The sequence below is a fragment of the Ruegeria sp. TM1040 genome, assembly GCF_000014065.1.
In the GTDB taxonomy this organism is placed as follows: Bacteria; Pseudomonadota; Alphaproteobacteria; order Rhodobacterales; family Rhodobacteraceae; genus Epibacterium.
Genome location: NC_008044.1, coordinates 2,899,175 through 2,922,147, shown reverse-complemented (window position 1 = coordinate 2,922,147; position 22,973 = coordinate 2,899,175). Strand labels below are relative to the sequence as shown.

The 22,973-nt window shown below is 61.7% G+C and carries 20 protein-coding genes; 8 read left to right on the top strand and 12 right to left on the bottom strand.

The genetic code is table 11. The annotated features are described in order from the left end of the window. Positions 1-101 precede the first annotated feature (101 nt). From TM1040_RS18290 to TM1040_RS18275, 4 genes are read right to left on the bottom strand one after another with little or no spacing between them, the layout of a single operon-like run. The gene (locus tag TM1040_RS18290) at positions 102-2,144 is read right to left on the bottom strand and encodes a membrane protein (protein WP_011540084.1); all 2,043 of its coding nucleotides are present in this window, start codon (positions 2,142-2,144) and stop codon (positions 102-104) included. Positions 2,145-2,189: 45 nt separating this feature from the next. Beyond that, entirely contained in the window at positions 2,190-4,979 is a 2,790-nt protein-coding gene (locus TM1040_RS18285; RefSeq protein ID WP_011540083.1) for a DUF4159 domain-containing protein, read from the bottom strand. After that, entirely contained in the window at positions 4,976-5,884 is a 909-nt protein-coding gene (locus tag TM1040_RS18280) for a DUF58 domain-containing protein (protein WP_011540082.1), read from the bottom strand. The genes TM1040_RS18285 and TM1040_RS18280 overlap by 4 nt, the downstream gene beginning before the upstream one ends. After that, positions 5,881-6,888, bottom strand: a complete 1,008-nt coding sequence (locus TM1040_RS18275) for an AAA family ATPase (protein WP_011540081.1) — start codon at positions 6,886-6,888, stop codon at positions 5,881-5,883. The genes TM1040_RS18280 and TM1040_RS18275 overlap by 4 nt, the downstream gene beginning before the upstream one ends. A gap of 64 nt (positions 6,889-6,952) precedes the next feature. Here TM1040_RS18275 and TM1040_RS18270 point away from each other — a divergent pair, with 64 nt between their 5' ends. Both TM1040_RS18270 and TM1040_RS18265 read left to right on the top strand, forming a co-directional pair. Beyond that, the gene (locus TM1040_RS18270) at positions 6,953-7,534 is read left to right on the top strand and encodes a DUF1285 domain-containing protein (RefSeq protein ID WP_044026937.1); all 582 of its coding nucleotides are present in this window, start codon (positions 6,953-6,955) and stop codon (positions 7,532-7,534) included. Positions 7,535-7,752: 218 nt separating this feature from the next. Continuing rightward, complete coding sequence (locus tag TM1040_RS18265; protein WP_011540079.1) at positions 7,753-8,520, top strand: hydroxypyruvate isomerase family protein; 768 nt, start codon at positions 7,753-7,755, stop codon at positions 8,518-8,520. Between the two features lie 168 nt (positions 8,521-8,688). Here TM1040_RS18265 and polA read toward each other — a convergent pair whose 3' ends face one another. Then, complete coding sequence (gene polA, locus TM1040_RS18260; RefSeq protein ID WP_011540078.1) at positions 8,689-11,496, bottom strand: DNA polymerase I; 2,808 nt, start codon at positions 11,494-11,496, stop codon at positions 8,689-8,691. Positions 11,497-11,526: 30 nt separating this feature from the next. On the opposite strand from polA, the gene TM1040_RS20110 reads away from it, so the two are divergent. After that, positions 11,527-12,060: a hypothetical protein gene (locus TM1040_RS20110; RefSeq protein ID WP_011540077.1), complete on the top strand. Its 534-nt coding sequence runs from the start codon at positions 11,527-11,529 to the stop codon at positions 12,058-12,060. 67 nt (positions 12,061-12,127) lie between these two features. Here the strand turns inward: TM1040_RS20110 and TM1040_RS18255 are convergent, their stop codons facing one another. Both TM1040_RS18255 and TM1040_RS18250 read right to left on the bottom strand, forming a co-directional pair. Next, a complete protein-coding gene (locus TM1040_RS18255; protein ID WP_011540076.1) occupies positions 12,128-12,613 on the bottom strand; it encodes a flavodoxin family protein in 486 nt (161 codons plus the stop codon). A 53-nt stretch (positions 12,614-12,666) separates the two neighbouring features. Further along, positions 12,667-12,849: a zinc-finger domain-containing protein gene (locus tag TM1040_RS18250; RefSeq protein ID WP_011540075.1), complete on the bottom strand. Its 183-nt coding sequence runs from the start codon at positions 12,847-12,849 to the stop codon at positions 12,667-12,669. A gap of 70 nt (positions 12,850-12,919) precedes the next feature. Between TM1040_RS18250 and TM1040_RS18245 the strand changes: the two genes are divergently transcribed. Together TM1040_RS18245 and TM1040_RS18240 are read left to right on the top strand one after the other, a co-directional pair. Next, positions 12,920-13,849 carry an ABC transporter ATP-binding protein gene (locus TM1040_RS18245; protein ID WP_044026936.1) on the top strand — a complete coding sequence of 310 codons (930 nt, stop codon included), beginning with the start codon at positions 12,920-12,922 and terminating at the stop codon, positions 13,847-13,849. Then, the gene (locus tag TM1040_RS18240; RefSeq protein ID WP_011540073.1) at positions 13,849-14,322 is read left to right on the top strand and encodes a GNAT family N-acetyltransferase; all 474 of its coding nucleotides are present in this window, start codon (positions 13,849-13,851) and stop codon (positions 14,320-14,322) included. Before TM1040_RS18245 ends, TM1040_RS18240 begins: the two co-directional genes overlap by 1 nt. A gap of 3 nt (positions 14,323-14,325) precedes the next feature. Here the strand turns inward: TM1040_RS18240 and TM1040_RS18235 are convergent, their stop codons facing one another. Further along, complete coding sequence (locus TM1040_RS18235) at positions 14,326-14,787, bottom strand: DUF1203 domain-containing protein (protein WP_011540072.1); 462 nt, start codon at positions 14,785-14,787, stop codon at positions 14,326-14,328. Positions 14,788-15,012: 225 nt separating this feature from the next. On the opposite strand from TM1040_RS18235, the gene gpmI reads away from it, so the two are divergent. From gpmI to TM1040_RS18220, 3 genes are read left to right on the top strand one after another with little or no spacing between them, the layout of a single operon-like run. Next, positions 15,013-16,533 (top strand): 2,3-bisphosphoglycerate-independent phosphoglycerate mutase, encoded by a 1,521-nt coding sequence (gene gpmI / locus TM1040_RS18230; RefSeq protein ID WP_011540071.1) that lies wholly within the window; start codon positions 15,013-15,015, stop codon positions 16,531-16,533. Next, on the top strand, positions 16,530-17,675 hold the full coding sequence (locus tag TM1040_RS18225; RefSeq protein ID WP_049763253.1) for a murein hydrolase activator EnvC family protein: 1,146 nt from the start codon (positions 16,530-16,532) through the stop codon (positions 17,673-17,675). Before gpmI ends, TM1040_RS18225 begins: the two co-directional genes overlap by 4 nt. 7 nt (positions 17,676-17,682) lie before the next feature. Then, positions 17,683-19,020, top strand: coding sequence for a S41 family peptidase (locus tag TM1040_RS18220; RefSeq protein ID WP_011540069.1), 1,338 nt, complete (start codon positions 17,683-17,685; stop codon positions 19,018-19,020). A gap of 84 nt (positions 19,021-19,104) precedes the next feature. Here TM1040_RS18220 and TM1040_RS18215 read toward each other — a convergent pair whose 3' ends face one another. The 4 genes from TM1040_RS18215 to TM1040_RS18200 are packed head-to-tail and all read right to left on the bottom strand — an operon-like array spanning position 19,105 to position 22,965. Beyond that, positions 19,105-19,494 carry a RidA family protein gene (locus TM1040_RS18215; RefSeq protein ID WP_011540068.1) on the bottom strand — a complete coding sequence of 130 codons (390 nt, stop codon included), beginning with the start codon at positions 19,492-19,494 and terminating at the stop codon, positions 19,105-19,107. Between the two features lie 26 nt (positions 19,495-19,520). Continuing rightward, positions 19,521-20,447, bottom strand: a complete 927-nt coding sequence (locus tag TM1040_RS18210; RefSeq protein ID WP_011540067.1) for a sugar kinase — start codon at positions 20,445-20,447, stop codon at positions 19,521-19,523. Beyond that, complete coding sequence (locus TM1040_RS18205; protein ID WP_011540066.1) at positions 20,444-21,499, bottom strand: D-TA family PLP-dependent enzyme; 1,056 nt, start codon at positions 21,497-21,499, stop codon at positions 20,444-20,446. Before TM1040_RS18205 ends, TM1040_RS18210 begins: the two co-directional genes overlap by 4 nt. Continuing rightward, positions 21,499-22,965, bottom strand: a complete 1,467-nt coding sequence (locus tag TM1040_RS18200; RefSeq protein ID WP_011540065.1) for a M81 family metallopeptidase — start codon at positions 22,963-22,965, stop codon at positions 21,499-21,501. Before TM1040_RS18200 ends, TM1040_RS18205 begins: the two co-directional genes overlap by 1 nt. Between the last annotated feature and the right edge of the window lie 8 nt (positions 22,966-22,973).

Here is a 22,973-nt window from a genome sequence, read left to right as displayed (position 1 = left end):
GGGTGTGCTGGGATCTGCCCGTCACAAAGCATGGCGCATGTGCCCGCTTCAATGATGCTCTAGAGATCGAGGGGGCGGCTCCGATGGATATGACAACTGACTCAGCTGCGCCCCTCTCGCAGCCACGCGCCAATCATGAGTGTCGCCGCCAGAAGTAGCAAGAACCATGAAGGAAGCAGCGGGGATTGGGTCACGGCGGTTGTCTCATATGCGCCCCGTGGTACCAGCCCGATCCAGCCGCGCCCCGCAGCGGGGCGCCCCTCGCGAATGTTGCGCAAAGAGGGCATGCCGTCCTCAAGAGCGACGGTACCGCCGCGTAGCGAGCGCACGAGTGGCCCCACCAGATCGGCTGTCGCAATTGTTTGCTCGAATTCGCGTGGCGCGGCGGGACCAAGCCCGATCACGGTACGCTCTTCACCCTCTTCGAGATGGTAGAGCCCGATCTGATCACTTTCATAGCGACCTTCCCAAAGGCCAGGACGCTGTTGTCGCAACGCGATCTCGGAAGTGGTGCCGTCAGGAGCCGTGATGGTGACTGGTCCTACGGTTTCGCCAAGCGTGCGGCGTTCAATCCGCATACGTTGCCCCGTGGCTTCAGCGGTGAGGACCTCTTCTTCAAGCTCGGGCTCCTTCATCATCCAATGCGCGAGGCGTCGCAAAAGCTCCAGCTGCGGGCCACCGCCGTCATACCCGCGACTCCAGAGCCAAGCATGATCAGAGGCCAGCAGCGCTACACGCCCCTCCTCGACCCGGTCAAGCGTGAGCAGCGGACGCTCGCCCACGCCGTGCATCAATGTGACGCCGCCCGTGGTGTCGAGTTCGACTTGCCGCATCCAGCGACCCCAGCTCTCTGCACCGGTCAGCTCTGCTGTCACCGGATGCTGAAGACCGGACTCGCTGATGACAGGACGGTAAGGCTCCTCAAGGACGCGGGCGGAGGGGCGCGCCGGCAGAACCTCAGCCAGAGGGGTGCGAAAGATGCTGTCGGCGCTTGCAAAATCGGGGCCTGCGGCAACCAGAACAGCCCCACCTCGGCGCACATAATTGGCCACATTCTCCAGATAGGCAGAGGGCAGGATGCCGCGCCGTTTGTAACGGTCAAAGATAATGAGATCAAAATCCTCAATCTTTTCGAGGAACAGCTCGCGGGTTGGAAAAGCGATCAGAGACAGTTCGTCGACGGGAACGCCGTCCTGTTTCTCCGGCGGGCGCAGAATGGTGAAATGGACCAGATCCACCGCACTGTCCGACTTCAAGAGGTTGCGCCACGTCCGCCCTCCGGGGTGTGGCGCGCCGGAAACCAGAAGAACCCGCAGCCGGTCGCGCACGCCATTGATCTGCAAAAGTGCGGCATTGTTGCGGGTTGTGAGCTCGCCCTCTGCCTCGGGCACGCGGAATTCGATCACGTTGCGCCCACCGTGCGGCAGCGTCAGCGGCAGGTCAAAATCAACTCCGACGGGCAGTCGAAAGCTCTGCGCCGCGCCGCCATCAATCGCGATTTGCAACTCAGTGGACTGAAGTCCCTCGGGCGCGGCGCCTTGATCTTCAACCCGGAGTGTCAGGGTGATTGGCTCGCCTATGATGCCGAAAGAGGGTGCGTTGCGGACAATCAGGCGGCGATCCCAGTCGCTGTCGCGGCCGGTCATCAAAAGGTGCAAAGGGGCGGGCAGCTCTGGTGCGCGCTCCATATCATGCACCTGTCCATCCGAGAGCGCGATGAGCCCTGCCACGCGCGCGCGCGGCTCATCCGCGAGGGCGCGGGTCAGCGCGTCCATCAGCTGCGTACCACCGTCATCGGGGCTGTCTTCGACGGCGATCCAGCGTACATCCGTATTGGCCCGCTTGGCCAGCGCCGCCTCCAGTTCCGTGCGGGCCGCCGCCATCTGATCAGGGCGATCGGAAAGGGTCTGACTGGCGGTGCGGTCCTCTGCCACGATCACAATGTCGCTGAGGGGGCTGCGGTCCTCCACTTGGATGACTGGCCCAGAGAGCGCCGCCAAGAGCACCAGCGCAGCCCCCGCGCGCAAGGCCCAGCCGGCTAGCCTGCGCCAGATGGCGAGGGCCATGGCCAGTACACTCAGGCCTGCCAACACGGCCAGCAGCGCCAAGGGCACAAGGGGATCAAAGAGGATGGTCTGGGTCATGCCACACGAGCTCCTTGCGCCGCAGGATTTGGTTTCTGCATCATTTTACTGCCCCAGTCGGTCCAGAAGCGCAGGCACATGGACCTGATCGGATTTATAGTTCCCCGTCAGCACATGCATCAGCAGGTTGACCCCAAAACGGCGGGCCAGTTCGCGCTGGCGTTCCCCTGAAAAACCACGCCCCACTGGATAAAGCGGCGAATTGCGTTCATCCACGGCCCATGCGGCCGCCCAGTCATTGCCTCCGATCACCACGGGTGTCACCCCGTCGTTTAGATTGCGAAACGGGAGGCCGTCGACCTGCTTGGCATCCGGCGGTGCGGCTTCGACCCAGATCTGTCCGCGTGGGTGACGACCGGGAAAATCCTGAAGCAGGTAGAAAGCGCGAGTCAGAACGTGGTCGGCGGGGATCGGCTCCAGTGGCGGGATATCCAGCGGCAGCGCCAGTTGTTGCAAGCGCCGTGCCGCGCCCGAGCTGGCCCCTGTCTGCGTCAGATCCGCGTCGCGGGTGTCAAACAGGATCATCCCACCAGTGCGCAGATAAGCGTTGAGCTTGCTGTAGGCCTCTGATGAGGGCAGCGGCTGGCCCTCGGTGACGGGCCAATACAGAAAGGGAAAGAACGCGAGCTCATCAGTTTCCAGGTCCACCCCATAGGGTGCCGCGGGTTCGACAGATGTTCTGAGCGTCATGACATTGCTGAGGCCGCGCAGCCCCTCTGCGGCGATCTGGTCGACTCGCGCATCGCCGGTCAGAACATGGCCCAGAGTCAGCTCAGAGGTGAGCTCGGTTTCAGAGGGGAGGTTGAGTGGGGTGGCCATCTGCGCCTGTGCTGCGGGCGGCAGAGCAATAAAGCCGCTACCCGCGAGGCCCATCCCGAGTGCAATTGTAGCTACTTTGGCCGGAGACCAAAGGCCTGAGACCCACAGAGCCGCCGCAATATCCACCGCAAGCAACACCAATGCCAGGCTGAGGAGCAGCCCCCCAAGGGGCCGTTCAGCCGCGCCTTCGTAGGTAAGGACTGGAACCGAGGCAGGCCAGATCGAAGGTTCAATACCATCACCATCGCGCAGTACATTGCGCGCATAGGCTCCGCTGCCGCTGGTATAGAGCCCGGGTTGCAATGTTGGACCCGAGGGCGCGTCGATGAGGTCTGGACCTGCGACTCCTGAAAGCGTGTCCGCGTCCGTCAACCGGCCAAAGCCATCCAGCACTTCGACGGCTTGCCACGTGGTGCCTTCCAGATCGTCAGCGCTGGGCGGTTTGGAAGCGGAAGAAACTGCAAGGCGCTCAAGCATGTCTACGAACAGCCCCGAAAGCGGCAGGCTGCTCCATTCTGCATTTGCAGTGACATGAAACAGGATCACCTGCCCCTGACCAAGCGGTTTGCGGGTCACCAGCGGGGTGCCATCGCTGAGTTCCGCCACCACGCGGCTGGCCAGCTCCGGGTCGGGCTGTGCCATGACCTGAGAGCTCACTGCGACATCCTGAGGAATGTCCAACCCGTAAAAGGGCGAGCCTTCTGCAAAGGGCGCAAGCGCCTTGGGCTCACCCCAGCTCATCGCGCCGCCGATGCTGCGCCCGCCGATGCGCAGGCGCACGGGCATCAAGGGTTCCTCAGTGTCGCGTGCGGTGTCGCTGGCAGCAAGCCGTGGTCCGGCGAACCGCAACAAAAGCCCACCCGACTCGACCCAGTCGATCAGGGCTTCTTCCTGGGCGGGAGCAAGGCGGGCCACATCCGCCAGAACCACGACATCCGGGTTTGCGGGTAGCAGATCCGTCAACGAGCCTTCCAGCAGCTCCGCCGTCGGTTCCAGCGCTTGGCGCAGGTAGTGCAGCGCTGACAAGAGCGCGAGGCCCTCATCCTCGCTCTGGGCGGAAATGAGTGCCACTTCCCGCCGCCGCAAGCGATCATCGGTGAGCGAAACCGCCCCGGCGGAACGCGTATTGAGGATTTCAAAGCGACTGATGCGGGCGCGCAGCTCCATCGGCAGCGCGATCTGAGTCTCTGCAGCGCTGGCCGCTGCGTCAAAGGTGATCGTGGTGGAGGCCAGCGCCCTTTCGGTGCCATTGGGATCCGGACCCAAGGCCTGCACCGTGATTTCCTGCGTCAGCCCGGTATTACTGCGCTGGGCACTGAGTGTGATCGCTCCATCGGCATAGGTCGCGGGCAGAAGCCCGATCACGGGAGCGCCGCTTTCATAGACTTCGATGTTGCCGCGCTCACCAAGGGCCGTGACCAGATCCTGGCGCGCCGCCATTGCCAGCCCGTCACTGAGCCAGAGCGTGTCAAATCCGCCCTCGACCTCTGCAATGAGGTCCATCGCGGCACGCACCTGTTCAGGGGACGCAACCCAGGGTGCTGGCGTCATGCCCGGGAGTTGGCGTCCCCAATATCCTGCGGCGCGAAATTGCAGTGGCTCAGGCTCGGTCAGGCGCAACAGGGCAACCGGGCGTCCGGCCCGGCCTGCCTCACTGAGTTCTGCCTCAATGTGGCTGCGGTTTTGCTCCCAATGAGGCGCGCCGCCCCAGCCGGAATCCATCACGATCAGCAACGGCCCATCGCCGCTCTGTTCTTGTGCGGGGTTCAGCACCGGCCCGGAGAGCCCCACGATGGCTGCCGCGACGGCCAGCATCCTCAACAGCAAAAGCCACCAAGGCGTGCGATCCGAAAGGCTCTCGTCATCCTTGAGCCCGAGCAAAAGCGTCACGGCAGGAAAGGGCTGCCGTTTGGGCGCGGGCGGGATTGCACGCAGCAAAAGCCACAGGATCGGCAACACCAAGAGCCCAAGCAGAAGCCAGGGGCTTGCAAAACCTATGCCCGCGATCATCGTCATTGCCGCCGCTCCAATGCGTGATAGAGCCACAGCAGCCCCGATTGGGCGCTGTCGCCGGTGTGATGCAGCCCAAGCGTCCAGCCTGCCGCGCGGCAGAGTGTTTCGAGTGCATCGCGCCGTTGCGCGAGACGCTCAAGATACCGGTCCCGCAGGGCAGATGCTTTGAGTGTTTCGTGAACATGCGCTTTGTGCGGTCCCTCGAACCGGGTGCGCCCTGCAAAGGGAAACAGCTCTTCGCTTGGATCAAGCACCTGCAACAGCACCCCTCGAAGGCCGCGATCTGCGGCTTTGCTCAGCGCGATCTCGAGCTCCTCAAAGGGTCCGAGGAAGTCAGAGATGAACAAGGCCCGCGCATGCGGAATGAGGGCCCGATGTTCGGGTGGCGCATATGTGGCGTCGTCCTGAGTGGTAAAATGCTCGGCCAATCGCAGGATTTGCATGTTTCCGCGCCGTGGCGGCAACAGCCCACCTGTGAGCCCGACACGTTCGCCACCGCGCACCATCAGCACTGCAGACGCTAGGGCCAGCAGGCGCGCGCGGTCGATCTTTTGGGGCAGTTTTCCATCTGAGGCAAAGCGCATGGACTGTCCCTGGTCCACCCAGAGATGGACAGTCTGGGCAATCTGCCATTCCCGCTCGCGGACAAATTGCTGATCGCCACGCGCGGAGCGGCGATGGTCGATCATGCGACGGCTATCGCCTTGCTGCACGGGGCGATATTGCCAGAAATCATCGCCCACCCCAGAGCGCCTGCGGCCGTGTTCGCCGAGCAAGACCGCCCCGGCGAGTTGTTGGGCCTGCACCAACAGCGGCGGCAGGACACTGGCGGCCTCTTCGGCGCGGCTGCGGATCTGGCCTGCGGGGCCGCGCGCCGTCCTGTCGGGAGAGGCGAGGGGCAGGCTCACGCGGCGGCCTCGGCTTTGACGAGGGAGGCGGCGGTTTCGTCGATCAGCTCGGCAAGGCTGTCGCCGCGGGCGCGCGCGGCAAAGTTGAGTTGCATGCGGTGGCTCAGGATCGGGCGCGCCATGTCGATGACGTCTTCGGTATTGGGGGCCAGTCGGCCTTGCAACAAGGCGCGTGCCCGCACCGCCAGCATCAGCGCCTGTGCCGCCCGTGGTCCGGGCCCCCAGGCCACGGTCTGCGCCACGCGCTCACTTGCAGCAGGGTCTTCGGGACGGAAGGCGCGCACAAGGTCAAGGATCACTTCGACCACGGATTCGCCCACTGGCATGCGGCGCAAGAGGGTTTGGGCCGCGATTAATTCCTCGGCGGTAAAGACCTGATGCGCGGCTTCCTCTTCGACACCCGTGGTCGCGATGAGAATATCGCGCTCGGTTTCGCGGTCGGGGTAGTGGATGTCGATCTGCATGAGGAACCGGTCGAGCTGTGCCTCAGGCAGCGGATAGGTGCCTTCCTGCTCGATCGGGTTTTGCGTCGCAAGCACATGAAACGGTGCATCCAACGCCCGGTCGGCGCCCGCGACGGTCACGGTTTTCTCTTGCATCGCCTGTAGGAGCGCCGACTGGGTCCGGGGTGAGGCGCGGTTTATTTCATCCGCCATCAGCAGCTGACAAAAAATTGGTCCCTGTACGAAGCGAAAGGCGCGGGTGCCATCAGGGGCTGTATCAAGAACTTCGGAGCCAAGGATGTCGGCGGGCATCAGGTCCGGCGTGAATTGCACCCGGTTTCCATTGAGGCCCATAACGGTCGAAAGCGCTTCGACCAGTCGGGTTTTGCCAAGGCCGGGTAGGCCGATCAAAAGCCCATGGCCTCCGCACAAGAGGGTCGCCAGAGTCAGGTCCACGACCCGCTCCTGTCCGATGAAGCGACGTTTGATCGAGGCGCGCGCGTCTTGCAGGCGAACCTCCAGCGCTTCGATGTCGGTCAATAGATCCTGTGCTTCGCTCATGACTTCCCTTTCTGTGGGCTTATATGGTTTGAGTGTATCGCGCGGGAATGGAATGGCAAAACGAATGAGCGGACAAAAAGTTGTGAAACCGGATGCGGATGCTCTTGAAGTCAGCGCAAAGGCGGCCGGCGACGGCGGTTTGCCTCCGGTGCACCTGTGGAATCCGCCTTATTGCGGCGATCTCGACATCCGCATTCATCGCGACGGCCGTTGGAGCTATCTTGGCTCTGAAATTCGCCGCTTTGAACTGGTGAAGCTGTTTTCCTCGATTCTGAAACGTGAGGCAGACAAGTTCTATCTGGTTACACCGGTAGAGAAAGTCGGCATCACCGTTGAGGACGCGCCTTTTGTGGCGGTGGATTTTGAAGCGGCTGGTGTGGGAAAAGAACAGATTTTGACCTTCACCACGCAGGTTGGGGATGAAACCCTTGCCGGACCAGAGAATGCCATTCGCGTTGAGACGGATCCTGAGACGGGCGAGCCTGCGCCCTATGTGCATGTGCGCGCCGGACTGGAGGCGCTGGTGGACCGCAAGAGCTTCTATCGCCTGATGGAATTGGGCGAGACGCATGATGGCTGGTTCGGTGTCTGGTCGCAGGGCGCTTTCTTTCGCATCATCAAGGCCGATGCGCTTGATTTGACCTGAGGGCAGGTGCTGGGCGCAGTGAGCATGCTCTGGGCGAGGATCCGCGCACTCCATTAAAATTGCGCAAAAGCCAGCGTTTTCTTCTTTGCGTGCCGGGTGCATATCGGCGCACTACGAAGGTACGTGCAGTTCAAGTTTAAAACAAAACCCGCACACGCGCGCCCGGGGACTGTGCTATAGTGGCGTGGCGAGGGCTGCACATCTAGCAGGAGGTGAGAATGCCTAAGTTCGCGGCCAATCTATCCATGCTCTTTGCGGAGCTTCCTTACCTTGACCGATTCTCGGCTGCCGCGGCTGCTGGGTTCGAGGCGGTGGAAGTTCTCTTTCCTTATGAGTTTGCCGCCAAAGAAACGCAGCGTGCGCTTCTTGCCAATGGGCTGGAGCTTTTGTTGATCAATGCCCCGCCGCCCAATTACACCGGTGGCGATCCGGGCTATGCTGCCGTTCCCGAACAGGCGGAGCGCTTTCAGCGCGATATTCGTCGGGTACTGCGCTATGCCGACATGTTGAAAGCGGGACGTATCCACATCATGGCGGGGCCAGCCAAAGGGGAGGCCGCGCGGCGGACCTTTGTGCAGAACCTGCAGGCAGCGGCGGAGTCTGCGCCGCAGCAGCAATTCACGATCGAACCGCTTAACAGCGGAGATTTCCCGGGCTATTTCCTCGACGATTACAACCTTGCGATCGACATTCTCGATGAGGTTGGGCGCGACAATGTCACCCTGCAGTTCGACGCTTATCACGCCCAACTTATCCACGGAGATGCGCTCAAGGTCTGGGAGACTTTTGGGAGCCGCGCGAGCCATGTGCAATTTGCAGCAGCTCCGTCACGCTGCGAGCCGGGGCGCGGACCGGTGGATTTTGATGCGTTGTTTCAGGCGATCGATGACAGCGGCTATAGTGGTTGGGTCAGCGCGGAATACACCCCGAGCACCCCAAGAACCGAAGACAGCCTGCGCTGGATGAAGGCCCTGCAGACCGCTTGACGGCGCTCTATTTGACGTCGTCCCTGCAATTTGGGGGGCGAATGCCGGCTCTGGGGATCATCCAAAGACAATCATCGAGAGATGAGTTTCTAGCGTCGATCCCGCCGCCGCTGTCGTGGCGTCGGAACAACTGATGAGGGGGCAAAACCGTGTTTTGTTTCCTGCCGCTTAATGCGCCTCGGCCCAGTTTTGGCCGCGTCCCGCGTCGACCACCAGTTTTACATCCATATGCACTGCCGGATCAGCCGCGCCTTCCATGATCTCGCGGGCGACGGAAATCGTCTCTTCGACGTGATCCTCGGGCACTTCGAACAGCAATTCATCGTGGACCTGCAGCAGCATGCGCGCGGGCAGGTGGGCGATGGCCTCTGGCATACGCACCATGGCGCGCCGGATGACATCTGCGGCCGTGCCCTGAATGGGCGCGTTGATAGCCGCGCGTTTTGCAAAGCTCGCACGCGGTCCCTTGGCTGCGATCTCCGGCGTGTGGATCTTACGGCCAAAGAGCGTTTGCACATAACCGTGCTCCTTGGCGAAGTTCACCGTGTCATCCATATACTGACGAATGCCGGGGAAACGCTCGAAATAGCGGTCGATAAATCCCTGGGCCTCGCCGCGCGGAATACGCAGGTTGCGTGCAAGCCCAAAGCCCGAAATCCCATAGATCACGCCAAAGTTGATCGCCTTGGCCTTGCGGCGAATGTCCGGAGTCATCTCCTCAAGTGGCACATCAAAGACCTCGGAGGCGGTCATCGCGTGGATGTCGTGGCCGTCGGCAAACGCCTGTTTTAGCGCATCGATTCCCGCAACATGGGCCAGGATGCGCAGCTCGATCTGGCTGTAGTCGAGCGACAGAAGCACATTGCCCTCGTCTGCGACAAAGGCCTCGCGGATGCGGCGTCCCTCTTCGCTGCGCACGGGGATGTTTTGCAGGTTGGGATCGCTCGAGGCCAGACGCCCAGTGTTGGCGCCGGTCTGCAAATAAGACGTATGTACCCGCCCGGTTTCGGGATGGATGTGCTCCTGAAGCGCGTCTGTGTACGTGGATTTCAGCTTGGAGAGTTGCCGCCAGTCCAACACGCGCGCGGGCAAGGTATGCTCCGTGGCCAGATCCTCAAGAATGTCCGCCCCGGTGGCATAGGCACCGGTCTTGCCCTTCTTGCCCCCCGGCAGAGACATCTTGTCAAAAAGGATCTCGCCCAGCTGCTTGGGGGAGCCGACATTGAAGGTCTCGCCCGCGAGCTCGTGGATCTCTGCCTCGAGCGCGGCCATTTTTTGTGAGAACGCGTTCGACATACGGCTGAGCGTGTCGCGGTCCACCTTGATGCCATGTTGTTCCATCTGCGCCAGCACCGGCACCAGCGGGCGTTCCAAGGTCTCGTAGACGGTGGTCACCTGTTTCTGGTGCAACTGCGGTTTGAACTGCTGCCAGAGGCGCAGGGTGATGTCGGCGTCCTCGGCCGCATAGGGCGTGGCGTCCTCTATCGACACCCGGTCAAATGTGATCGCGGATTTTCCGCTCCCCAAGAGCGATTTGATCGGGATCGGCTGATGGTCGAGATAGCGCTCCGACAGCGTATCCATCCCATGTCCGTGCATGCCGCCATGAAGCGCATAGGACAACAACATGGTGTCGTCGATCGGGGTCACGTCGATGCCGTTACGGGCAAAGATCTTGGCATCGTATTTCATGTTCTGGCCGATCTTGAGGATGGCGTCATCCTCCAGCACCGGTTTCAGCATCTCCAGCGCGTCCTTGAGCGGCATCTGCCCCTCGGCCAGATCGTCAGAGCCAAAGAGATCGTCGGAGTTCCCCGTCTTATGTGTGAGCGGCACATAGCAGGCCTGCCCCGGAACCACACATAGGCTGATGCCAACGAGATCCGCGATCATCTCGTTAAGGCCGGTGGTCTCGGTATCGACCGCGACATAGCCATGCTCACGAATGAGATCGATCCACTGCTGAAGGGTCTCGGCGTCGCGCACGGTGGTATATTCGGCACTGTCAAAGCCCGGCGCTTCGGGCAGCTCCAGCGCGGCGGCTGCGGCGGAGGGCGCTTCGGGGATGGTCGGGGCCTCGCGGCCCAGCTGGTCGGCCATTCGCTTGGACAGGGTGCGGAATTCCATCTCGGCGAGGAAGCCCAAGAGCGTATCTGCATCCGGATCGCGCACCTCCAGATCGTCGAGCGTGAAGTCCAGCTCCATGTCGCAATCCAGCTGCACCAGCCGTTTCGACATCTCGATCTGGTCGCGCTTCTCGATCAGGGTTTGACGACGCTTGGGCTGCTTGATCTCTTCGGCGCGATCCAGCAGATCCTCCAGCGAGCCGAACTCGTTGATCAGGAGCGCGGCGGTCTTGATGCCGATGCCGGGCGCGCCGGGCACGTTGTCAACAGAGTCGCCCGCAAGCGCCTGCACATCCACAACCCGGTCGGGGCCGACGCCGAATTTCTCGCGCACGCCATCGCTGTCGATGCGCTTGTTCTTCATCGCGTCGAGCATCTCGACCCCGTCCCCGACCAGCTGCATCAGGTCCTTATCTGACGAGATGATCGTCACGCGGCCCCCGGCCTCGCGCGCCTGACAGGCCAATGTAGCGATGATGTCATCGGCCTCAAAGCCTTCGATCTCCTTGCAGGCGATGTTGAAGGCGCGGGTGGCCTCGCGCGTCAGCGGGAACTGCGGCACCAGATCCTCCGGCGCGGGGGGGCGATTGGCCTTGTACTGATCGTACATATCGTTGCGAAACGATTTGCCGGAGTGGTCAAAGATCACCGCCACATGGGTCGGCGCATCGGGGCCCTTGTTGTCCTCGACCTGTTTGAACAGCATGTTGCAGAACCCCGAGACCGCGCCGATGGGCAGCCCGTCGGATTTGCGCGTCAGCGGCGGCAGCGCGTGGTAGGCGCGAAAGATGAAGGCGGAGCCATCGATCAGGTGGAGGTGACAGCCTTTGCCAAAATTGCTAGTGCTCATGGTGTTTGACCCCAACTGATTGTTTCCCAGATGTTCTTATCCGCCTTATCTCCGATCCGTCGCGTCACTGCAATCACTCTGCTCGGCCTGAGCGGTCTCTTGATTACATCCTGCCAACGCGAAGCCTCAAGTTCCGAGGCGGCAGCTTTCTTGTCTGGTTGCACCTCGAACCCGGGTCGGAGTGACCACTGTACACCGCTTTTGGCCTGTTTCGAAAATGGGCAAAGCATCCGTGGGGCGACGTTTGGATGGTTGTCGGGCAATATCGAGGGAAAGACCCAAGATGGCGTAGCGTGCCGCGGAAAATGGGAGATTTTAAGTACAGCAGATGCCAGTGGTTCTGCTCAATTTATCTGCGAGGACGGCAGCTATGGAAACGCAAGTTTTTCCTATGATCGCGCGAAGCCCGGCACGATTTGGGGGAGAGGTGAATTAAATGCGTCCGAGGCGTTTCAGGTCTGGGGCGGTTGGGACCTCATTCAGCGGCTGCAATCGGCAGGGGGCCATTTTGATCAGCTATGTGATGCTTTGAATGGCCTGAAAGAGCGCCGATCCGCACTGTGATATATTGCACGCATGCATCGTTGTGGCCTTCAGGTAGGGTATTGGCCCATCTGTCAGTTCGACAGATTTAGAACATTCCCATCACAAGGCCTGCTGCCATGGCCTGACCTAAGCCGCGGCACATCTGCAATTCTTCCTCGGGGATGACCTTGTCGGCCAGAATCGCCTCCGGAGTCTGTGCGTGGGTGCAGATAATCAGCGGTTCCTGCACCGGCTTCAGCCGCCAGCCCTGAGCGATCCGTGCCAGTTGCCGCGCGGCGCTCTCGCCATCCGATCCGGCGCAGATCATCTGCGCATACGCGCGGCCCTCTAGCTGACCCAGAACGGGATAGTAACAGCGGTCAAAGAACTCCTTCATCGCACCAGACAGCGCCGCGAGGTTTTCTGGCGCGCAGAACAGATAGCCGCTTGCCGCCCGCAAATCCTCCGGCCCGGCCTCCTCGGCGTGGACCAGACGCGCGGACCCCTCGCTCGAAGCGCCCGCATAAGCGGCCTCGGCCATCTGCCGGCTGCCGCCGGTGCGGGAATGATATATGATCAACAGCTCTGCCATGTCCGGCAGACTAACGAACCCGGGTGCGGATCAAAAGCGCAGGCAGGCCTGGCTTAGGCGACTTTGCCTTCAAAATCCCGGTGGATGTATTTGCAATCGCAGTAGGGACATTCCACAAAGCCCTCGTCCTCGGGGATCTGAAGATAGACCCGCGGATGCCCCAGCGCGCCTTCGCCTCCGTCGCAGGCGACACGGTAGCTGTCTACGATCTTGGTTTCCGGCGCTTCAATGGTCATCGCTGGCGATCCTCTGGCTAATGCGTTAGGGGCTTTATGAGCCATGGAAATACCGGGGGCAAGAGCCGCGATGACTGACGAGGCAATCCGTATTGAAGCTTTGCGCAAAACCTACAAGGGCCGCAAAGGCCAGCCCGAGAAGCACGCACTGAAGGGGATCGACCTCACCGTGCCGCGTGGATCGGTCTTTGGACTTCTGGGGCCAAATGGCGCGGGCAAATCGACGCTGATCAATATCCTCGCCGGTCTGGTGCTGAAAACGTCGGGCAAGGTGACGATCTGGGGCTTTGATCAGGACGCCAATCCCCGTCAAAGCCGCGCCTCGATCGGGGTGATGCCGCAAGAATTGAACCTCGACCCGTTCTTTACCCCGCGCGGGGCGCTGGAGGTGCAGGCGGGGCTCTATGGCGTGCCAAAATCCGAGCGAGACAGCGACGGCATCCTGAAACTCATCGGGCTGGAGGACAAGGCCGAAGCCTATGCGCGTACGCTCTCGGGCGGCATGCGGCGCAGGCTTTTGTTGGGCAAGGCGCTGGTGCATCGCCCCAATATTCTGGTGCTCGATGAACCTACCGCCGGTGTGGACATCGAGTTGCGCCAGATGCTGTGGGAGAACGTCCGTAAGCTGAACGCGCAGGGCATGACCATCATCCTCACCACGCATTATCTCGAGGAAGCGCAGGAGATGTGCGACGAGATCGCCATCATCAATCAGGGCGAAGTGGTGGCACGGGACTCGACCGCGAACCTCTTGGGCCGTCTGGATGCCCGCGCCATGGTGGTGCAGCCTGCCGCCCCAGTGACGACCCTGCCAGAAGGGCCTGGGATTGAGGCGGAACTGCGCGGCGATGGGGCCGTGGTGTTGCGCTATCACAGCAATGAAACGTCGGCCGAGGCGGTGCTCGAAGCGGTGCGGGCCGCCGGGATTTCAATCCGTGACGTCAAAACCGAAGAAGCCGACCTCGAGGATGTCTTCCTCGCACTGACAAAGTCCCGCTGATGCTGATGCAGATCCGTCCGTTTGAACCCCGTGATGCTGTCGATTGGGCCCGCATTTTTCACACCGCTGTGCATGAGGTGGGCGCGCGCGACTACACCCCGGAACAATGCGCTGCCTGGAGCCCGGAACCTGCCCCCGTTGACCGCGTGCTGGAACGTGCGCAAGACGGGCGCCGCATTTGGGTTGCTGCCGATACACAAGATGTGGCGCAAGGGTTTATCGAGCTCGAACCCGACGGGCATATCGACTGCTTCTATCTTGCGCCTGACGTTGCCGGTGCGGGCATTGGTGCGTCGCTTTATGCGCGACTGGAGCATGAGGCGCGCAGCCTCGCGCTGGCCTCGCTCTTTGTCGAAGCCAGCGAGGCCGCGCGGCGTTTCTTTTTGCGCCAGGGATTTGCCGAGGACCACCGGCGCGATTTTGAGCGCCGAGGCGTCAGGATCCACAACTACGCGATGTCAAAGACGCTCTGAGGCTCAGCGCTCGATCCGGGCCTGATAGCAGTTGTTGCGTGCGGACCGGACGTGGATATAGCGCACATGCGGATCAGCAAAGATTTTCTCTGCCTGCGCCATCATTTGCTCCTTTGGGATAACGACCCCGGTGCCGTAGACAATCCGGTCGTCCTCAGAATAGCCTTTGATCAGGTAGTCGGGCGAGCGGGTGAAAATCTCTGGCACCATATCGCTGTCGTGTCGCGTGCAGGCCTCGGCACAGAGAAAGATCGGCCCGGTTTCCGCATAGGGCTGTGGCGCGGGAAACGGGCGATGCGCAAGGATCAGCATCTTGGCGCCTTTGGGAATGAACCGCAGGCAGTGACGACAGGGGTTGCCGCCCCCGTCTGAAAGTGTCCGCTTCGGTGTCTGGCCATAGGCGTCTGCCTGACCGCTCTGATATGCGCGTACGGTATTGGTGGGCAGGGCGATGATGTGGGGCATAGGCGCGATCCTGTTGCTGCGTGTCAGGACATTGGCTAGCAATCCCGTGGGCTGGCCCGCGACCCGGATCTTGCGGCTTCGGCTCCTGCTTAGACGGCGTGACATGCGCAAAAACACACCGGCAGGGCGCACAATGCTGCGGATTGCGCACTCCCCGGTTTCCCAATCGTGCGACAGGTTGTAGAACCCGACACGAAACCCGCACCCGCCAACCGGAGACGCGCCATGACCACACCCAAACCCGTTGTACTTTGCATCCTTGATGGCTGGGGCAGCGCCGAACCGGGGCCTGCGAATGCGCCCTATCTTGCAAAGACACCGACGCTGGATGCGATCATGCAGAGCTGCCCGACCGCGCGGCTTGTGACGCATGGTCCAGATGTCGGCCTGCCAAGCGGGCAAATGGGGAACTCCGAAGTCGGCCACACCAATATCGGCGCGGGTCGCGTGGTCGCGATGGATCTGGGTCAGATCGACCTCGCGATCGAAGATGGGTCTTTCTACGATAACGACGCGCTTCAGGCGTTCATCGCCAAGCTGAAAGAGACAGGTGGTGCTGCGCATCTGATGGGGCTGGTCTCGGATGGTGGCGTGCATGGCCATGTGACGCATATCCTGGCTGCGATCAAAGCGATCCGCGATGCGGGCGTCCCGGTCTGGCTGCACGCGATCACCGATGGGCGTGACGTGGCCCCGAAATCTGCGCTCACCTATCTCGATCAACTGGAGGCCGGGATGGCGCCGGGCGCGCAGATTGCCACCGTCACCGGACGTTATTTCGCCATGGACCGCGATAATCGCTGGGAGCGGGTCTCTGAGGCCTATGACGCGATGGTAAAGGGCGCCGGTCAGTTCACCGCCGCCACCGCGAGGGACGCCGTCGAAAATGCCTATGGCCGCGATGAGCTTGATGAGTTTGTCAAGGCAACGGTGGTCGAGGGGTTTGATGGTATCAAGGAAGGAGACGGTTTCTTCTGCCTGAACTTCCGCGCGGATCGCGCGCGGGAAATTCTGCGCGCTATTGGTGAGCCAGGGTTTGCCGAGTTCGACACCGGTCCGCGTCCTGCACTGGCGGCGCTCTTGGGAATGGTGGAGTATTCTGAGGGTCATAATGCCTATATGACCACTGCCTACCCCAAGCGCGCCATCGTCAACACGCTCGGCGAATGGGTGGCCAAACAGGGCAAGCGCCAGTTCCGTCTCGCCGAGACCGAAAAGTACCCGCATGTGACCTTCTTCCTCAATGGTGGCAAGGAAACCCCCGAGGTAGGCGAAGATCGCTTTATGCCCAAATCGCCCAAGGTGGCGACTTATGATCTGCAACCCGAGATGTCTGCGCCAGAAGTCACCGCGAAATTCGTCGAAGCCATCCGGGCTGGCTATGACCTCATCGTGACCAACTACGCCAATCCCGACATGGTCGGCCATACCGGTGATCTCGATGCAGCCATCAAGGCCTGCGAGGCGGTGGATCAGGGGCTTGGCGAGGTTGTCGCGGCCCTGAAAGATGCAGGCGGGGCGATGATCGTGACCGCCGACCACGGCAACTGCGAGCTGATGGTTGATCCCGAAACCGGAGGGGCACATACGGCCCATACCACCAATCTCGTGCCGGTGGCGCTTGTTGGTGGGCCAGAGGGGACAGCGCTGAAGGATGGGCGGCTTGCGGATCTCGCGCCGACGCTTCTGGCACTGATGGGGCTCGATCAACCCGAAGAGATGACCGGAGAGAGCCTGCTCGTATGACGTCGTTGCGTGCGATGATGCTGGCACTGGGGCTTTGCATGGCTCTGCCCGTCCCTGCTGTCGCTCAGGATCCGGGCGATGCGGCCCTCGAGGCGGCGGTGGCGCTCGAAGAGGCGTCCGAACGCCTTGATGCTGCCAAGAGCGCGAATGATCGGGTGAAGGCGCTCACGGAAACCGTTCGCGCTTATGAGGCCGGGCTTCAGGCCATGCGCGAGGGGCTGCGCCGGGTGGCGCGGCGCGAAACCCAGCTCACCACGCAATTGAAGGCCCGAGAGGATGAGGTGGCCGATCTTCTTGGCGTGATCACCACGATCGAGACGTCGACTCCACCGGTGCTGATGCTGCACCCATCCGGTCCATTGGGGGCGGCCCGTTCTGCCATGATGCTGGCAGAGGTGACACCGGGCCTGCAAGCGCGTGCCGATGCGCTGCGAAATGACCTCCAGGAGGTGCGCGATCTGCGGCATTTGCAGCAAAGCGCAGCCCTGCAACTTGAGAAGGGGCTGCAAGGGGTGCAGGCCGCGCGGGCGGCGCTCTCGACCGCTATTGCTGATCGGCAGGATTTGCCCAAACGCTTTATCGAGGATCCGGTGCAGACTGCTATCCTGATTTCCTCGACCGAGACGCTCACCGGATTTGCCGATGGGCTGACGCTCATTGCCGAAGCCAGTGGAGTCGAACCGAATGGCGCTGATATTTCCGACTTGAGGGGCGATCTGCCTCTTCCGGTCGAGGGGTTGCTGTTGCGCGGATACGGAGAGCAGGACGCCGCCGGGGTCGCCCGCGCGGGCATCCTTGTGGCAACGCGTCCACGCGCTCTTGTTAGCACGCCCACGGCGGCGACGATCCGCTACCTTGGCCCGCTTCTGGATCTCGGCAATGTGGTGATTCTGGAGCCGCAGCCGGACACGCTCTTTATCCTGTCGGGGCTTGCCGAAGTCTTTGGCGAGGCAGGACAGGTGATCCCGGAAGGCACGCCCGTCGGGCTGATGGGCGGCGAGGTGGCAGCGAGCAGCGCGATTTTGTCACTTAGCGGTGAAGGGGGTGGAACTGGTCGCTCGGAAACGCTCTATATAGAAGTCAGAATGGAAAACAGTCCCGTGGACCCTGAAACGTGGTTCCGGACAGGGCAAGGTGGATAGGCAAGAGATGAAGAAATTTGCGATGGCGGCTCTGGGCGGGACGCTTGCGGGCTTTGTGGCAACAACCTACGTGGCAGCGCCGTTGCTGGCACAGGAGAGCAATAACACAACCGTCTATGAGCAACTCGATCTGTTTGGTGACATCTTCGAGCGCATTCGGGCGCAATACGTCGAAGAGGTCGACGAAAAAGAGCTGATCGAGGCGGCGATTGGCGGCATGCTGCAGTCCCTGGATCCGCACTCTAGCTATCTGTCCCCTGATGATGCGAGCAAGATGCGGGTGCAGACCCGTGGGGAGTTCGGTGGCCTTGGCATCGAAGTCACGCAGGAAGACGGCTTTGTCAAAGTGGTGTCGCCGATGGATGGCACACCCGCAGACGAAGCCGGAGTCGAGGCGGGCGATTTTATCACCCATGTGGATGGCGAGAGCCTGTTGGGGCTTGGACTTGATGAAGCGGTCGAACTGATGCGCGGCCCGGTGGGGTCTGAAATCATCATCACCATCGTGCGCGAAGGCGAAGACGAGCCTTTTGATGTTTCCATTATTCGCGACACCATCAAGCTGACGGCTGTACGCGGTCGGACCGAAGGGGACTCGGTGGTGCTGCGGGTCACGACGTTCAATGAACAGACCACGCCCAACCTCGAGGCCAAGCTCGAAGAGCAAGTCGAGGCGCTGGGCGGCATGGACAACGTGAACGGCATCGTGCTTGACCTGCGCAACAACCCGGGCGGGTTGCTGACCCAGGCGATCAGCGTAGCCGACAGCTTCCTTGAAAGCGGTGAAATCGTCTCTACCCGTGGTCGCAATCCCGAGGATGGCGAGCGGTTCAATGCAACGCCGGGGGACCTGGTTGGTGGCAAGCCGATTGTGGTGCTGATCAACGGTGGCTCCGCCTCCGCGTCCGAGATTGTCGCCGGCGCGCTGCAAGACCACCGCCGCGCGATCGTTGTGGGCACCAAATCCTTTGGCAAAGGGTCGGTTCAGACCGTGATGCCCCTCCGCAGCGACGGAGCCATGCGCCTCACCACCGCGCGGTATTACACGCCCTCTGGCCGCTCCATTCAGGCACTGGGTGTCAGCCCGGACATCGTTGTAGCGCAGCCGCGTCGCCGCCCCGAGGCTGAGGAAGATGAACCCGCCAGCAGCGCCTTTGGTCCCCGTTCAGAGGCGGACCTGCGTGGTCGTCTGAACAATGACAGCCTCTCCGAGGATGAGGTGCGCCAGATCGAAGCGGATCGCGAGAAGGCTGAAAAAGCCGCAGAACTGCGTGAACAGGATTATCAGCTGGCCTACGCCATCGATATTCTGAAAGGCCTCTCGGCTCTGGGTCCTAAAGACTAAGTCAAACGCGCCTTCCAGACAGAATTCGGGCCGCCCCATCGGGCGGCCCGTTTTTTGTGCATCGTTGCGTGACGTGGCGCGGGATCAGCCCAGCGGCTTATAGGCGGTGACGTCGATTTCGATCTTTGCATCCACCATCAGCTGCGAGCGCACAGTGGAGCGCGATGGCGCGCCGTTGGGGAAATAGCTCGCGTAGACGCGGTTGAAGGTCCAGAAATCGCGGGGATCATCGAGCCACACGTTCACCTTTGCCACGTCATCCAGCGTGCAACCCGCCTGGGCCAGCACGGCAATCACGTTTTCCATGGTGCGCTTGGTCTGCGCCTCGATGCCGCCGGGCTCGATCTCACCGCGCTCATTCATCGCGACCTGACCAGAGATAAAGACGAAGTCACCCGCGCGGGTGGCAGGGGAAAACGGCAGGTTCTGTCCACCTGCGCCGGTGCGCTCTGCGCCGATACGTTCGATAGTCATGAGGAGTCTCCTGATAGTTGGGGAGTTTAGGCCCGCTGAGCGGTTTCAAGCGCGCTGCGGGTTTGGGAAAGGGTTGGGATCGGCGTCACAGCGCCATATCCAGTGGTCGACAGAGCCGCCGCCATATTGGCGTGCTCTGCCGCTGAAAAAGGATCGTTCGTGGCCAAGAGGGTCGCGAGGAACGCTCCGTTGAAACAATCGCCTGCGCCGGTGGCGTCCTTGGCATCGACCCGGTGCCCGGAAAGAACGCGCTGCGTGCCTTCGACTGAGATCAGAACACCTTCGGCGCCAAGCGTCAGTGCGACAATGCGTGGTCCCAGCTCGTGATAAAAGCTGGCGATGTCCTTGGCATCATGCAGGCCGGTCAACTGGCGCGCATCCTCAAGCCCTGGCAAGGCCACGTCGCAGATCTGCATGCAGCGATGCGTGGTCTCACGCGCGACCTCAAGCGGCCAGAGCGCCACGCGCAGATTGGGGTCAAAGGCAAAAATACCGCCACCAGCGCGCGCCTGTTGGGCGGCTTCGATGACCGCATCCTGCATGCTCGATGACACTGCAAGGCTGATGCCAGAGGCGTAGAAAATGGGGCAGGTCTGTAGGGCGTTCATCGGCAGATCTTGAGGTGTCAGGCGCGATGCGGCAGAGCCCTTGCGGCGGTAGGTGAAATGATGGCCGCTGGCATCATGGGTCACGAAATAGACCCCTGTTTCCTCTCCCTGAGCACGCGCTGCATGATCAGTTACAAGGCCTTCGTTGGCCCAAAGATCGCAGAGCGCTGCGCCAAACGGATCATCGCCCACGCGGGTGATCAACCCGGTCTGTGCGCCGTGACGGGCGGCGGAGATGGCGACGTTGGAGACATCGCCACCAAACCCCATGGCAAAGGGGCCTTCGGGGGTCTGGTTGAACTCTACCAGCGGCTCACCAAGACAGAGGATCTGAGGCGTATTCACCAAACTTGCCCCCGTGCCGCGACGGTTTCCTGACCTGCGACCTCTTCCGCGCGCATCAGGGTGATATGATCGAGCATATTGGCGACAACGCAGGCGTGGTTCGGCACAATCCGAACCTGATCGCCGACCCGTAGCCCGGTGGGCTGCGCCGAGGTGATCCGCCCGTGTTCCTCGCTCAGTTGATCAATCATGAAGTCGGGATACCCCAGAACATGCCCATAGCCTTCCAGCCCAAGCAGGTCGGAGGTTAGAACCTTGGAACCAGCATCAATGACTGCGCGGGTCGCGGAAGGGGTGGAAACCACCGTGGCCAGAACGGTTAGGGCACAATCGTCCCAGGTGCAGATGCCGCGTGTCACAAGCGAGCGGTCATTGTAGACGTAGGTGCCGACCCGGTACTCCGTGGCGAGCGGCATCTCATGTGCTTGCCACATGTCGGGCGATCCGCCCGAGGAAATCACCTCCACCGTCAGATCCGTGGCCTCTATCCGGGCCTTGGCTTCGGCGAGCCATGTGGTGACCTTTGCGGCACCGCCAACCGGAGGGTAGGTCATCAGCCCTGCAAACTTGAGCCCCGGCGCCGCGTCAATCGCTTGCGCGAGCGCGAGCGCCGCCTCGGGTGTTTCCACCCCACATCGGTCTGCTCCGGTGTTGCATTCGACCAGCACCGGCAGGGGTTTATTCGCGCCGGCAAACCCGGCGCTCAGCCCCTCCACCACAGTGAGATTGTCTGCCACCACCGAGAGCGCCACCCGTTCAGAGAGGGCGCGCAATCGGGCGACCTTTTCTGCGCCGAGGATATTATAGGTGATCAAGATGTCGCGCATGTCGCCGCCCGCGACCATCGCTTCGGCTTCGGTGATCTTCTGGCAGGTGATGCCAATAGCTCCCTGCGCGATCTGATACTCGGCCAGCTGTGGCAGCTTATGGGTTTTGATATGAGGGCGCATCTTGAGGCTGTGCCGGTCGCAATAGCTCTGGAAGGCGCGCACATTGGCCTCTGCCACGTTCAGATCGACCAGAACGGCAGGGGTATCGATGGGCAGGGTCATCAGGCTGTCTCCTCGGCATGCGGGGTTTCGACACGCGGCCAGATCGCGCGTTTGAGGCGGGTATAATCCGTGCGCGCGGGGTCGTTCGGGTAGGGGCCGTCGACGGCCGCATAGAGGATCTCTCCGGCGACAGGCGCGAAGGCCCCGTGGAAGTGGTTGGTCGATTTAACAATCACGATGCGTTTTTGCGCAATATCAATGCCGAGATTGGTGAAGAGATCGGGCGAGAACGTCTGGCTGCGATTGGTGTTCAGGACGATGTCGAGATCACCAATCCGGATCACCGCGCAATCGCCAAGCGGCACAACCGAGGTGCCAAAGCTCTGCACCGCGTCGCGTTGAAGGCGCATCACTGTGACAGTTGCATCCACAGGTGCGCCCGCATGGGCCGATGTCTTGCCGCCAAAGCGCAGATCAAGCGTGGCGCCCTCGCCTGCGGCGAAACACAGGCGGACGGCCATTGGATCCCAGATGGTGCCAAAGGCCACCCCATCGAGGTTCTGCTTGAGAACTTCGCGCAGCAAAATTGTAGAATCCCCCGCCACCCCGCCGCCGGGATTGTCCCAGACATCGGCCACCACAACCGGGGTGTTGGAACTGGTGTCGGCTCGGCGCAGCGCCTCGGCCGCGGGCAAGAAATCAGGTTTTGTGCGTCCGCGAAAACCAAAGAGCTCCAGACCAAGTTCTCGCGCGATCCTGTCGCCTTTGCTCGCGTCGTCGTCCGAGATCACGATGACCTTGGCACCGAGATCAGGGCTGTCGCCCGCCATGAACCCATGAATGACAGATCCCGAGAGAATCTCGGCGCGCGCCTCCAGTTCCACGATCTTGTCGACAAAGCCGCGCATGGGTTGGATGCTGGTCGGCAGCACATCCATCATGCGCACATCAAAAACCGAGATCCGAGGCGTGATTTCGCCTCGCACCGCACGCAGTGTCAGCTCAACGCAGGCTTCGCCCGCCTCGACAAAATCGGTATGGGGGAATTCCTTGAACACCGTGATGACGTCTGCATTGTCCACGCGCTTGGCGCTGAGATGGCTGTGGGGGTCAAAGCTCACGCCGATCTTGGCCTCCGGTCCAGCCAGCGCGCGGGCAGCAGCGATCAACTCGCCTTCGCAATCCACGCAGCCATCCGCGATCATTGCGCCATGCAGACCAAGCACGACGGCATCCACGGGCAGGGCCGCCTTCAGCTGACCCAGCACCTCATCGCGCAGATGCTCCCACGTTGCCGCACTGACCAGACCACCGGGTTCTGCCCATGTGGCGGTGCCCTCGATCAGGGTGAAACCTTCCGCTTTTGCGCGCCGCCGCAGGGCTGGGAACACGGCGGAACACAGCGTTGGCGTCTCCGGGTGTTCTCCGGGAGGGGCATAGAAGCTTTGCGCAAAATCAGAGAAATCGGTGCGCAGCGGCGAGAACGTATTGGTTTCTGTGGCAAGAGAAGCGCAAAAGACGCGCATGAGACAAA

Bases quoted from the DNA above. Each gene is read 5' to 3' on its own strand.
- TM1040_RS18290 (WP_011540084.1), bottom strand. From the start codon at position 2,144: ATGACCCAGACCATCCTCTTTGATCCCCTTGTGCCCTTGGCGCTGCTG.
- TM1040_RS18285 (WP_011540083.1), bottom strand. From the start codon at position 4,979: ATGACGATGATCGCGGGCATAGGTTTTGCAAGCCCCTGGCTTCTGCTT.
- TM1040_RS18275 (WP_011540081.1), bottom strand. From the start codon at position 6,888: ATGAGCGAAGCACAGGATCTATTGACCGACATCGAAGCGCTGGAGGTT.
- TM1040_RS18270 (WP_044026937.1), top strand. From the start codon at position 6,953: ATGAGCGGACAAAAAGTTGTGAAACCGGATGCGGATGCTCTTGAAGTC.
- TM1040_RS18265 (WP_011540079.1), top strand. From the start codon at position 7,753: ATGCCTAAGTTCGCGGCCAATCTATCCATGCTCTTTGCGGAGCTTCCT.
- polA (WP_011540078.1), bottom strand. From the start codon at position 11,496: ATGAGCACTAGCAATTTTGGCAAAGGCTGTCACCTCCACCTGATCGAT.
- TM1040_RS20110 (WP_011540077.1), top strand. From the start codon at position 11,527: ATGTTCTTATCCGCCTTATCTCCGATCCGTCGCGTCACTGCAATCACT.
- TM1040_RS18255 (WP_011540076.1), bottom strand. From the start codon at position 12,613: ATGGCAGAGCTGTTGATCATATATCATTCCCGCACCGGCGGCAGCCGG.
- TM1040_RS18250 (WP_011540075.1), bottom strand. From the start codon at position 12,849: ATGACCATTGAAGCGCCGGAAACCAAGATCGTAGACAGCTACCGTGTC.
- TM1040_RS18245 (WP_044026936.1), top strand. From the start codon at position 12,920: ATGACTGACGAGGCAATCCGTATTGAAGCTTTGCGCAAAACCTACAAG.
- TM1040_RS18240 (WP_011540073.1), top strand. From the start codon at position 13,849: ATGCTGATGCAGATCCGTCCGTTTGAACCCCGTGATGCTGTCGATTGG.
- TM1040_RS18235 (WP_011540072.1), bottom strand. From the start codon at position 14,787: ATGCCCCACATCATCGCCCTGCCCACCAATACCGTACGCGCATATCAG.
- gpmI (WP_011540071.1), top strand. From the start codon at position 15,013: ATGACCACACCCAAACCCGTTGTACTTTGCATCCTTGATGGCTGGGGC.
- TM1040_RS18225 (WP_049763253.1), top strand. From the start codon at position 16,530: ATGACGTCGTTGCGTGCGATGATGCTGGCACTGGGGCTTTGCATGGCT.
- TM1040_RS18220 (WP_011540069.1), top strand. From the start codon at position 17,683: ATGAAGAAATTTGCGATGGCGGCTCTGGGCGGGACGCTTGCGGGCTTT.
- TM1040_RS18215 (WP_011540068.1), bottom strand. From the start codon at position 19,494: ATGACTATCGAACGTATCGGCGCAGAGCGCACCGGCGCAGGTGGACAG.
- TM1040_RS18205 (WP_011540066.1), bottom strand. From the start codon at position 21,499: ATGACCCTGCCCATCGATACCCCTGCCGTTCTGGTCGATCTGAACGTG.
- TM1040_RS18200 (WP_011540065.1), bottom strand. From the start codon at position 22,965: ATGCGCGTCTTTTGCGCTTCTCTTGCCACAGAAACCAATACGTTCTCG.